The 11,790-nt window shown below is 60.0% G+C and carries 12 protein-coding genes and 1 rRNA gene; 6 read left to right on the top strand and 7 right to left on the bottom strand.

From position 1 onward, the window contains the following. The first annotated feature begins 22 nt into the window (after window positions 1-22). Window positions 23-730 (top strand): type 1 glutamine amidotransferase, encoded by a 708-nt coding sequence (locus AR456_RS19070; RefSeq protein WP_021819022.1) that lies wholly within the window; start codon window positions 23-25, stop codon window positions 728-730. On the opposite strand, the gene mnmH is transcribed toward AR456_RS19070, so the two are convergent. The 5 genes from mnmH to AR456_RS19095 all read right to left on the bottom strand — a co-directional run bounded on the left by mnmH (window position 700) and on the right by AR456_RS19095 (window position 5,979). Then, complete coding sequence (gene mnmH, locus AR456_RS19075; protein ID WP_021819023.1) at window positions 700-1,836, bottom strand: tRNA 2-selenouridine(34) synthase MnmH; 1,137 nt, start codon at window positions 1,834-1,836, stop codon at window positions 700-702. The genes AR456_RS19070 and mnmH overlap by 31 nt on opposite strands. Beyond that, a complete protein-coding gene (gene selD, locus AR456_RS19080; RefSeq protein ID WP_021819024.1) occupies window positions 1,833-2,870 on the bottom strand; it encodes a selenide, water dikinase SelD in 1,038 nt (345 codons plus the stop codon). Before selD ends, mnmH begins: the two co-directional genes overlap by 4 nt. Window positions 2,871-2,949: 79 nt before the next feature. After that, complete coding sequence (gene radA, locus AR456_RS19085; protein WP_021819025.1) at window positions 2,950-4,320, bottom strand: DNA repair protein RadA; 1,371 nt, start codon at window positions 4,318-4,320, stop codon at window positions 2,950-2,952. Window positions 4,321-4,538: 218 nt separating this feature from the next. Further along, complete coding sequence (locus AR456_RS19090; protein ID WP_021819026.1) at window positions 4,539-4,991, bottom strand: copper resistance protein NlpE N-terminal domain-containing protein; 453 nt, start codon at window positions 4,989-4,991, stop codon at window positions 4,539-4,541. Between the two features lie 91 nt (window positions 4,992-5,082). Continuing rightward, the gene (locus tag AR456_RS19095; RefSeq protein WP_021819027.1) at window positions 5,083-5,979 is read right to left on the bottom strand and encodes an AEC family transporter; all 897 of its coding nucleotides are present in this window, start codon (window positions 5,977-5,979) and stop codon (window positions 5,083-5,085) included. A gap of 172 nt (window positions 5,980-6,151) precedes the next feature. On the opposite strand from AR456_RS19095, the gene hisC reads away from it, so the two are divergent. The 3 genes from hisC to AR456_RS19110 all read left to right on the top strand — a co-directional run bounded on the left by hisC (window position 6,152) and on the right by AR456_RS19110 (window position 8,755). Beyond that, window positions 6,152-7,207, top strand: coding sequence for a histidinol-phosphate transaminase (gene hisC / locus AR456_RS19100; protein WP_021819028.1), 1,056 nt, complete (start codon window positions 6,152-6,154; stop codon window positions 7,205-7,207). 62 nt (window positions 7,208-7,269) lie between these two features. Further along, window positions 7,270-7,674 carry an SMU1112c/YaeR family gloxylase I-like metalloprotein gene (gene gloA2, locus AR456_RS19105; RefSeq protein WP_021819029.1) on the top strand — a complete coding sequence of 135 codons (405 nt, stop codon included), beginning with the start codon at window positions 7,270-7,272 and terminating at the stop codon, window positions 7,672-7,674. A gap of 103 nt (window positions 7,675-7,777) precedes the next feature. Further along, window positions 7,778-8,755, top strand: coding sequence for a 2-hydroxyacid dehydrogenase (locus AR456_RS19110; RefSeq protein ID WP_021819030.1), 978 nt, complete (start codon window positions 7,778-7,780; stop codon window positions 8,753-8,755). A gap of 6 nt (window positions 8,756-8,761) precedes the next feature. Here AR456_RS19110 and AR456_RS19115 read toward each other — a convergent pair whose 3' ends face one another. Further along, window positions 8,762-9,469, bottom strand: coding sequence for an ArsR/SmtB family transcription factor (locus AR456_RS19115; RefSeq protein ID WP_021819031.1), 708 nt, complete (start codon window positions 9,467-9,469; stop codon window positions 8,762-8,764). 79 nt (window positions 9,470-9,548) lie between these two features. On the opposite strand from AR456_RS19115, the gene AR456_RS19120 reads away from it, so the two are divergent. Beyond that, a complete protein-coding gene (locus AR456_RS19120; protein ID WP_021819032.1) occupies window positions 9,549-10,766 on the top strand; it encodes a cytochrome P450 in 1,218 nt (405 codons plus the stop codon). Then, window positions 10,763-11,107, top strand: a complete 345-nt coding sequence (locus AR456_RS19125) for an antibiotic biosynthesis monooxygenase family protein (protein WP_021819033.1) — start codon at window positions 10,763-10,765, stop codon at window positions 11,105-11,107. Before AR456_RS19120 ends, AR456_RS19125 begins: the two co-directional genes overlap by 4 nt. A gap of 544 nt (window positions 11,108-11,651) precedes the next feature. On the opposite strand, the gene rrf is transcribed toward AR456_RS19125, so the two are convergent. Continuing rightward, window positions 11,652-11,767 (bottom strand): 5S ribosomal RNA (rrf, locus tag AR456_RS19130). Window positions 11,768-11,790 lie beyond the last annotated feature (23 nt).

The following is an 11,790-nucleotide window of genomic DNA, read 5'->3' on the forward strand; positions in this document are numbered from 1 at the left end:
GCCGGCCTGGATGCCGCCTGACATGACACGCGAGGCCCATATGCATATTCACATGCTTCAGCATCAACCTCATCAGGGCCCTGCACGCATCGCCGACTGGCTGACCAGCATGGGTCACAGCTACACCATCTTCCACCTTCACCAGAGAGAGCTGGTACCACGCATCAGTGACTGTGATGCTCTGATCGTACTCGATGATCACGAGGACAACGAACAGCAGTCCTGGTCGCGTGCCGAGCGCAAGCTGATCGACCAGGCACTGGACGGTCAGAAACCACTGCTGGGCATCGGCACAGGGGCATTACGCATTGCCGAGCTGCTCGGCGCTCCTGTCGGCCATGGCACCAATGCCGAAGTCGGCTGGCAGCATATCAACCTCGCCAGCGATAGTTCCTTTGACCTTCCCGACGACTTTACTGCGCTGCTGTGGCATCGGCAGGTCTTCGGGCTTCCCGATGATGCCCTGCCACTGGGTGGCAGTGAAACCAGTCCGGTGCTGGGCTTTGCCTGGGACGCGGGGCGAGTGGTCGGTCTGGCCTGCCAACTACACCATCATCGCCAGAGCCTCGCCGCGCAGGTGGAATCAGTACCGGCACCAGCAGGATATGACGACAGTCCGTGGGTGCAGTCCTCCGAAGCCATTCTCGCCGAGGCCCATCACGTCGACGAACTCGCACCGTTGCTCGATCGTGTGCTCAGTCAGTGGCTACGCACCGCAGCTGCGACCTGACCCCGAACTTCAGGCTGGCAATGCTCATCACTCCATTGGCGAGCAGCCACCAGGCAGCTGTCCCAGTCTCCGACATGCAGAAAATGCTGCTCTGCATGTTTCTCGAGCTGGTAACGATACATGGGGTCATAGTATTCGGTGAGTAGTGGCGCCAGCCAGGCTTCATGGGCCTGGCGGTTGCCGCGCTCATGCTCACGGAAGGCAAGCTGCTGCAGGCGATTCAGGCGCGCCAGCCGCTCACTGCCCAGACGTTTCCGGAGCCTTCCCAATGCACTGGAAAGCTGCTTGCGCATCAGGGTCCAGCCCAGCCAGTCACCAAACTGCTGGCGGTAGATGGTCCACAGGTCGTCGATATAATCCTTGTGAATCTGCTGCAGTCGCCAATCCAGCGGCATCTCGACCCGAATTCGAGGCGCGCGTTCCATGGCCCGCCAGAATGTCAGGGGAATGTTGGAGCTGCCGATCTGGCGCGACTCATCCTCGACCACCAGCGGCCCAGATAGCGACAACAGACGCTGCCCCATGTCATGCTCGAAATCGATCTGTGCCGGCGCGACCAGTGGATGACGACCGAAGGCCGAGCCCTTGTGTCGAGCACAGCCTTCCAGATCCAGGCCGCCGTCCAGGGTCTGAACCAACGATGTCTTGGCACATCCGGTCAAACCGCCCACCACCAACAACGGCTGAGCGGCGGCTGCATCGATATGCGCCAGCAGCCCCTGGCGCATGGCCTTCCAGCCCCCCTGGATGCGTGGTCGTTCGATACCGCTATCCAGCAGCCACTGTTGAGCGATCTGCGAGCGCAGCCCACCCCGGAAGCAATAGATGATGGCATCTGGAGTCTTCTCCAACTGCTCGCGCCAGGCAGCAACCCGCGCAGCCTTGATCTCTCCGCTGACCAGCGACTCACCGAGGCGGATCGCTGACGCCTGGCCATGCTCCTTGTAAGCGATACCGACTCGACGCCGCTCCTCGTTCTCCATCAAAGGAAGGTTGATGGCACCCGGTAGACCACCCTGTGCGAACTCAACCGGAGCCCGGACATCGATCAGTGGGTGCCCTTCCCGCAACAGCGCGAGATCCGCAGGAACCAGCGGTAGACTCATCCATGCACCTCGATGAGCGCCTTGCCGTCGGCCTTGACCACTTCGCCGAAGGGGGCCAGCGCTATGCCATGCTCGCGGCCGATACGCTCGACATCATCCTGCCAGGAAGGGTGTACCGAGAGCAGCAGACCACCGGAAGTCTGTGGGTCACACAGCCACTGCCAGTGGGCATCGTCCATCGGCGGCAGGCTAGCGCCCAGCGCCTGGCGATTACGCCGCGTGCCCCCCGGCACCGCACCCTGACGACGATAAGCCTCGGCTTCGGCAAGGCGCGGTAGGCGACGGAAATCGACCCGAGCCGCTACGCCACTGGCCGCACAGACCTCACTCAGATGCCCGGCAAGACCGAAGCCGGTGACATCAGTCATGGCGTGCACCCCTTCGACTCTAGCCATCGCAGCGCCAATACGGTTGGAAATCAGCATGGTCTCGCGCGCCAGACCTTGATGGCCGGCTTCCAGCAATCCCTGCTTTTCTGCGGTCGTCAGCAGGCCAACCCCCAACGGCTTGGTCAGATAGAGCAGATCGCCGGGCATGGCGCCCTTGTTGAGTTTGAGATGCTTGAGTTCCACCAGTCCGTTGACCGACAGGCCAAAGATCGGCTCCGGCGCATCAATCGAGTGCCCACCAGCCAACGCCAGCCCCAGCTCACGACACACCGCCTGAGCACCTGCCACTACGTCACCGGCCACCTCGGGCCCAAGCTTGTCCAGCGGCCAACCGAGGATAGCCAATGCCATCACCGGATCGCCGCCCATGGCGTAGACATCACTGATAGCGTTGGTTGCCGCGATACGTCCGAAATCGAAGGGATCATCGACAATCGGCATGAAGAAGTCGGTGGTCGAAATCATGCCGCGGCCATCGCCCAGATCGAATACCGCAGCGTCCTCACGGCCCTGATTACCGACAATCAAGCTGGAATGGCTCGCCCCAGGACCGGCCTTGGCGAGAATGCTGTCGAGAACATCGGGAGCAATCTTGCAACCACAACCGGCACCATGGCTGTATTGCGTCAGGCGGATCGCGCTCATGAAAATCTCCTTGCAGTGATTGTCGCCATTCTACACCAGCGAGGCCGTCCGAGCGGCGTGTCCGACGCGGTCTCGTGATCTACAGTGCGTCCAGTGCATCCGCCAGCTTGTCCACCGCCACCACATCCATGCCTGCGGGCGTCGTCTTGGGAACATTGCCGCGTGGCACAATGGCACGTGTGAAACCATGCTTGGCCGCCTCGATGATCCGCTCCTGACCACTGGGTACCGGACGGATCTCACCGGACAGCCCCACCTCACCGAACACCACCAGCTCACGCGCCAGCGGTCGTCCCTGAAGACTGGAGACCACTGCCAGCAACACCGCGAGGTCAGCACTGGTCTCCAGCACCTTGACGCCGCCCACCACGTTGAGGAACACATCCTGATCCCCGGTGAACAGGCCACCATGACGGTGCAGCACCGCCAACAGCATCGACAGCCGGTTGGTATCCAGACCTACTGCGATGCGACGCGGATTGCCCAGAGCCGACTCATCGAGCAGCGCCTGGACCTCGACCAGAATCGGCCGAGTCCCTTCCCAGACCACCATCACCAGGCTGCCCGGAGCCTGCTCCTGCTGGCGCGACAGAAAGATAGCGCTCGGGTTCTTCACTTCCTTCATGCCATGTTCGAGCATGGCGAACACACCCAACTCGTTGACCGCCCCAAAGCGATTCTTCTGGCCGCGTAGGGTCCGAAAGCGTGAGTCCGCGCCCCCTTCAAGCAGCAGCGACGCATCGATCATGTGTTCCAGCACCTTGGGGCCGGCCAGAGTGCCATCCTTGGTGACGTGCCCCACCAGCAGCAACACCGTGTTGCTCTGCTTGGCAAAGCGGGTCAGCGCTGCCGCAGATTCGCGCACCTGAGCCACACCACCAGGCGCCGAGGAAATATCTTCCAGGTGCATGGTCTGGATGGAATCAATGACCAGAATTTCCGGGCGCTCACGCTCGGCGACGGCAAGAATGGTTTCGACACTGGTCTCGGCCAGCATCTTGAGCCCCTGGGTCGGCAACTGCAGGCGGTGGGCACGCATGGCGACCTGTGACAGCGATTCCTCACCGGTGACATACAGCACACGACGCTGCTGCGCCAGTTTGCAGGCCGTCTGCAGCAACAACGTCGACTTGCCGGCACCGGGGTTGCCGCCCAGCAGTACAGCAGAGCCAGGCACCAGACCACCACCGAGGACACGATCGAACTCCGCAAACGTCGACGACAGGCGCGGCACCTCGGAAAGGTCGACATTGGCGAGATCAACTACCTCGCGTGACAGACTGCCGCTATAACCTGCCCGTGTAGTGGCGGCTCCAGATCCATGTGAGGCTGCCGACAACCGTACCTCGCTCAGAGTGTTCCACTCCTGGCAGCTGGTGCACTGGCCCTGCCACTTACGATATTCCGCACCACACTCGGTACAGACGAAGGCGTTCCTGGCCTTGGCCATCGACAGGTTTCTCCTGGACTGGTAACTGGAATTGGACGCTTGAGTACGAGCCCCTCGTTGCCGAAAGGCTGGCCCGGGACATCAGTCGTTTCAAGCCTACACTGTCCCCCTGCTGCGTCCAGTGCGACTCTCCCTACAGGGGTAGATACCCGCGCCCCAGACCCGAAAAGACACAGGGCGGCCCGCTGGGCCGCCCTGTGTCTGATCTGCGCCGGGAATTACTGGCGAGTCAGTTGCAACATGCTGTTGTTCTGGAAACGACGACGCTGCGGATCGATCAGCTCCAGAGTCTGCGGATCAAGGCGCAGGAAGTAATAGGTCTGACCTTCTCCACTCGGAGTCAGCTCGTAGACCGTCGCATCGGGGTTGTCCGCTGAACCAGTGAGCACTTCCCAGTTACCGCTATACGTCTCGGTCGGCGGGTTCTGCGGATGGTTACGATAGGCTGCGGATAGGTCGAAAGTACGATCCGTAGCCGAGCTCTGCTCTTCGCCTTCCATGGCAACGGTCAAATCAATACCGTCACAATTACGGCACGGCAGTGTTCCCTTGTAGGTCACGGCACTGGCTTCCATGGCCTCACCAGTGCTGGCCGTATCGCTCGGGCCAGACGCACAGCCTGCCAAAAGGGCGAGCATGGCCGATCCAGCCAGCAATGTCCTGAGTTGCATACGAGTCCTCCTAACCATTGAGCATGGAGCCGCGCATTACGGCAGCCTGGCGGACAGCATAACCTTCCTGTCGGCTCTCGCCCAGCCCCGACTATCCGATGGATGGCATCACATGCGCGAAAATCAGCCCCAATACCACCGGCATGATGATCAAACTACCCAGGTTGCCGATCAGCACCAGCGACGCCACCGATTGTGGTTGCTGGCGGTACTGCTCCGCGACCAGGTAATTGAGCACCGCCGGAGGCAAGGCGGCAAATACCCAGAGTGAGGCTGCCTTGAGGCCCTCAAGCTCGAATATCATGACCAGAGGCCATGCCAGCACCAGCCCCGACAACGGGCAGAGCACAGCACCCAGCAATCCTGTCTTCCAGTCACCGAAATCAATATCGAGCATCCGCACGCCCAACGCAAACAGCAGCAGTGGGATACAGACACCACCCAGCATGTGCAACGCCTCCAGCAACCAACCCGGCAAGGCGATACCGCTGAGGTTGACCACCAGCCCGGCAAAGCTGGCCAGCAGAATCGGCATCCGCAGCAGCCGCCACAGCGGAGTATGCGGGCTGAGCATCTTCACGCCCAGCGAGAAATGCAGCAGCATCTCGACAATGAACAACACGATGGCCGCCGGTAGCGCCTGCTCCCCGAAGGCAAGCACCAGCAGTGGAACTCCCATGTTGCCGGAATTGTTGAACATCATCGGTGGCACGAAAGTTCCTGGCTCGAGTTTGAGCCACTTCACCACCGGCCACACCAGCAGCCCTGAACCCAGCACGATGATGGCTGCCGACAACGCCAACAAACCATATTCCGCCAACGGCGCCTGACCGTCGGCCAGCACCGCAAATACCAGCAGCGGCACGAACAATTCCATGTTCAGGGTATTGAGACTGCGAATATCCGGGCGACGGAAATAGCCATACAGGGTACCGGCACCGGAAATCAGGAATACCGGCAGCAGGGTGGCGAGAATCTTGGCGATCATCCAGTGACTCACTTGTTATTGAAAAGCATTTTCTTGAAGCCAAATTCCGGCAACGTAAGAAGAAAAATCAATTGGTTATGCAGGCACAATATGTCGATGACTTGCGCCCTGCAGCAGCGCACGTCACCATGCCGATAGACAGACTTCCCCCACCCCCTGCAAGCGAGTGCCCATGAGCAAGTTGTGGAGTCCCGCCGTACGGGAGCTGACGCCCTATGTCCCGGGCGAGCAGCCTCGTGAACGGTTGATCAAGCTGAATACCAACGAGAACCCCTACCCACCATCGCCTGGCGTCGAGAAGGTGTTGCGTGAATTCAGTGCCGACCACCTGCGCCTCTACCCGGACCCCACATCCACGGCACTACGCCAGGCACTCGCGCGGACGCTGGATACCGAGGTTGAGCGGGTATTCGTCGGCAATGGGTCGGATGAAGTCCTTGCGCTGGCCTTTCAGGCCTTCTTTCGCCAGCAGAAACCACTGGCTATTCCGGACATATCCTACAGCTTCTATCCAGTTTACTGTCGCATGTACGGCATCGATAGTCAGGTCCACCCTCTCGATGAACGCTGGCAAGTCAATCTCGAGGCTCTGAGTGCCGATAGCGGCGGTGTGGTCTTCGCCAATCCCAATGCCCCCACCGGCCACGGCCACGGCCGTGAAGCCATTGCCGCGCTGCTCGACAAGGTCACCGATCGTGTGGTTCTGGTTGATGAGGCCTATGTCGACTTCGGTGGTGAAAGCGCGGTGCCGCTGGTGGAGCGTTATCCCAACCTGCTGGTTACCGGCACCTTCTCCAAATCACGCAGCCTCGCGGGACTGCGTCTTGGCTATGCGGTCGGCTCACCGGAGCTTATCGAAGGCATGGTTCGGGTCAAGGACTCGTTCAATTCCTATCCCGTGGATGCGCTCGCCAGCGCCATTGGTATTGCAGCACTGGAAGACGAGGATTACTTCAACGCCACACGCCAGGCCGTGATGGCTACCCGTGAGCGCGCACGGCTGCGCCTGACCGAGCTGGGCTTCCAGGTGTTGCCATCGCAGACCAACTTCCTGCTGGCCACTCACTCCGATCAAGACGTGGCACAGCTGTTCGTCGAACTGCGCGAGCGAGGCATTCTGGTGCGCCACTTCAATACCGAGGCATTGCGGGATTACCTGCGCATCACTGTCGGTACCGATGATGAAATGGACAGTTTGATCGAGGTCCTCACGGAACTCCTGCCCTGATCACGACCCCATCAACCGGGGGAGTCCACCAACTCCCCCGGGAACTGACAGCTGGAGTATTCATGACATCCCCTTTGCCTCTAAGCCATATCCATCACGTGGCTCTGATTACCGCGGACTATCTACGCTCTCGGCATTTCTATGTGGAAATCCTCGGCGCCAATGTTCTCAACGAGGTCTATCGTGAGGAGCGTGACAGCTACAAGCTCGACCTGGCGCTCCCTGGCGGCATACAACTGGAGCTGTTCTCCTTTCCGTCTCCACCTCCTCGCCCCAGTTATCCTGAAGCCTGTGGCCTGCGACATCTCGCACTGGCCACGACAGATCTGGATCGTTGCGTCGAACTGTTGGCCTCACGAGGTGTTGAGCTGGAGCCGATTCGCACCGATGAGTTCACCGGTGCACGCTTCACCTTCTTCGCCGACCCCGATGGCACCCCCATCGAGCTCTATGCGACAACACCCTGACTCAGCACATGAACAAACGATCAGCGCTGACCTGAATTCACCGAGCTGTGGTATCCAGTAACCGGTAACGAGATCTCTCAAAGCCATCACCGGGGCGATAATCATGATCAAGGTGGGATTCTTCAGTTCGCAGAAGTACGAGCGCGCCTTCTTTCCGCAGCAGGCCCGCGCTGACGTCAATATTACCCATTTCGAACAGACGCTGACGCCGCGCACGGTCACGCTATGCCAGGGCCTCGATGCGGTCTGCGTGTTCGTCAACGACGAGCTCAACCGCACCGTGCTGGAGCGCCTGGCCGTGGTCGGTGTGCGTCTGGTGGCACTGCGCTGTGCGGGGTTCAACAATGTTGACCTGGAGACCGCGCGGCGACTGGGCATCCAGGTCTGTCGAGTGCCAGCCTATAGCCCCGAAGCTGTCGCTGAGCATTGCGTAGCGCTGATCCTGACCCTGAGCCGCAGGACCCACAAGGCCTACAATCGTGTGCGAGAGGACAATTTCGATCTCAATGGCTTGCTGGGCTTCAACCTGTACGGCAAGACCGCCGGCATCATCGGTGGTGGCCAGATCGGCCGAGCTCTGGCGAAGATACTGGTAGGGTTTGGTTGCCGTGTACTGGTCAGCGATACTCAGCCACAGCAAGGGGATTTCGAACAGGTCGAGCTGGCCCAGCTACTCGCGGAAAGCGATATCATCTCTCTGCATTGCCCGTTGAACGATGCCACCTTCCACCTCATCGGTGAGGCGCAGTTCGCGCAGATGAAGGACGGTGTGATGTTGATCAACACCAGCCGCGGCGCACTTATCGATACCCACGCCTGTATCGAGGCCCTCAAGAGCCGTAAGCTTGGCTACCTGGGCCTCGACGTCTACGAACAGGAATCGGAGCTGTTCTTTCGCGACCTGAGCGACAGCATCCAGTTGGATGATGTCTTCGCCCGCTTGATCAGCTTTCCCAATGTGCTGGTTACCGGTCACCAGGGCTTCTTTACCCGCGAAGCGCTGCAGGAAATTGCCAACACCACCCTCGACAGCCTCGAGGCCTTTGCCGAGGGCCGTCCACTGGACAACAAGGCTCTCTAGAATTCGCTACTGCCACTCACGCGTATCACACCCCAGATGACGGGCGAAGGCCTGCCGCCCTGCTCGAGTTACGCTGAGCCCCCGCCCCTCCAGGTCACGCCTCATCCACTGGCGTTTGATTGCCATATCCAGTATCGCTGCCCCCAACGCACCGCCGAGATGCATGCGACGCATACTCCAGTCCAGGCAGGGATACGCGAATTTTCGTCTTGCCTCGCGCAACCGCGGTACATCAATACCCAACTCGGCCAGGCCACGCTCACCGCATTCACCAAGGCAATAATCCTGCCCCTGCTGCTCACGCCACCAGCCCAACTGCACTCCTGCATCATGGATATCCACGGCAACACGTCCGGCCATATGGTCATAGCAGGTGCGCGCCAGGCGCAGGCGTGACGGCGCGTTGGAAGTAAAGGTTGGACGCTGATCCTGCCCAATGACCATCAACCCCTCCAGCACCGTTGCCACCCGGCGATCCGCCAGCGAATAGTAGCGGTGTCGCCCCTGCACATGCAGATTCACCAATGTCAGCGACTTTAGTCTGGCGAGGTGGGCACTCGCGGTTGAGGGGCTGACCTCGGCAATTGCCGCCAGCTCGGTGCTGGTACGAGCATGCCCATCCATCAGCGCGCACAGCATTCTGGTGCGTGCCGGTTCAGCAATGGCTGCCGCGACTTTCGAGACACCGATATCGCCAGACTCTATTGCATCCATATTTCGCTCCACATCGAAGTGTGCAGGTCACAAACCCAGTATACCTGGGGCATCGTCATTCACCACCGAGGATATGCACATGATGCCAATGGATGCCCCCGGTCATGCCAACCCCTATCCGTGGTACGCCAGCCTCCGCCAGCAAGGCGACCTGATATATCACCGGCCCAGCCGCTGCTGGACAGGAACTACTGCCCATGCCGTGACCATGCTACTCACCCATTCCCAGAGCCGAGTTCGCCCCCTCGATCAGCCCACTCCCCCGCCACTGGGACAAGGGCCAGCAGCGATACTCTTCTCGCTGTTGATGCGCATGAATGAGGGTCTCGATCATCGGTGCCCACGACAGGCACTGGCACCATCGCTTCAAGATTGTTCAGCCCTGGAAATCAGTAGGGAAACTCGTCGAGTCTGCACTGCAGTACTGGAAGCAGATGGCCACCTCGAGCTGGACAGAGCAATGTTCCATGTACCAGTAGCCGTGGTCGCTCGCCTGCTCGGAGTCCGCCCGAATCTCGGTCATCGGCTACCGACACTCACCGCAGACCTGGCCGCAGGCATGGCGATGGAAGCCGACGGCCCTGCGATTCAGCGTGCTCACCTGGCGGCTCAGGAACTGATGTGGATATTTACGCAGCAGTTGAGCACTCAACAGGAGCCCGAGCCACTCATCCGACCCGATACCAATCGGGAAGCTGGCTCCCGTATCGCTACACCAAAGATGGCAGCCAACCTGGCCGGGCTTCTGCTGCAAAGCCACGAAGCAACAGCAGGGCTCGTCGGCAATACCCTGGTCACTCTGGCACAGCGTCCAGCGCTGCTGAAGCGAGTGCGACAAGGGCATGTAGCATTGGGAGAAGTAGTGGATGAAGTGGCCCGTTTCGACGCGCCAATACAGCTCACACGGCGCTTTATTGCCGAGGAGTGTGAACTGTTGGGAAACAGGCTCCGCAGCGGAGACACTGTCATTCTGTTGCTGGCATCCGCCAATCGCGATAGTGAAGCCAATGAGGACGGTGAACGCTTTATCCTCGGGCGGACGGAACGCCGCTGTTTCAGTTTTGGTATTGGCCCTCATCAATGTCCCGGTGAGAGCGTTGCCACAATCATCGCGACGACTACCGCGCAACTGCTGCTCCAGTTCGGCAGGATCCAGCCGGAGCAGCTGCAGTGGCACTACCAGGCCTCACCCAATGCCCGTATCCCGTTATTCCGTCAATCTCACCGTCTGGTGTCCGCGAGACAGGCGCACCAGGCGCCGGTGACACCATCCCACACTTCTCAGGAGGCGCCATGATCGCCGTCATCTTCGAGGCACAACCGCACCCCCAGCGCCGACAGCAGTACTTCGATATTGCCGCCGAGCTGAAGCCGCTGTTGAGTGAGATCGATGGTTTCATTTCCATCGAACGTTTCGAGAGCCTGACATCCCCCGGCAAGGTGCTGTCATTGTCGTTCTGGCGTGACGAGCAAGCCATTCAACAATGGCGTTGTCTGGAACAGCATCGAGCAGCGCAGAATCAGGGGCGAAGAAGAGTCTTCACCGACTACCGGCTGCGAGTCGCTCAAGTGCTACGCGACTATGGACTTGCACAGCGCGACCAGGCACCACCGGACAGTCGGCAGATACATGAGTAGAGCCTGCTATGGCAGGAGCACTCCTACGCAGACATCGGAAATATCCGATGGCGGCCCCCTCATCAAGAAAGTAATGTGTCCCGCGATGAGTCTCTGTTTTAGCCCCGGCCTGTGCCGGGGCTTTTTTCATCCATATTCCGTCCCTCTGGCGCACTTCGGATGCACCGGAGCAGGTCTCCAAGAGCTACGAGCTACGAGCTACGAGCTACGAGCTACGAGCTACGAGCTACGAGCTACGAGCTACGAGCTACGAGCAGCATGGTGATCGCCATGCTGCAATGCCAACCCCGGATACGAAGAACCCCGATCATCTCTCGATAATCGGGGTTCTTCGTGAGTACGGTTTGCTGTATCAATGCATGCTCTCACATGGGGGTGAGACCACCCGGGGGTTCGCAGCACGGCTGCGAGGGTGGGCGAACGCCGCGAGGCTTGCCTCGTGGCCGGACCGCGCTTGCGCGGCCCCACCTATAAAAAGCGGGGTCTCCCCATGGATGCGAAAAACCCCGATCATCTCTCGATAATCGGGGTCCTTCTAATAAATGCCTGACGATGACCTACTCTCACATGGGGAGACCCCACACTACCATCGGCGCTGAGCGGTTTCACTACTGAGTTCGGCAAGGGATCAGGTGGTTCACACTCGCTATGGTCGTCAGGCGAAAAGGGTGTAGATCATGCCG

Source organism: Halomonas huangheensis, assembly GCF_001431725.1.
Taxonomy (GTDB): Bacteria; Pseudomonadota; Gammaproteobacteria; order Pseudomonadales; family Halomonadaceae; genus Halomonas; species Halomonas huangheensis.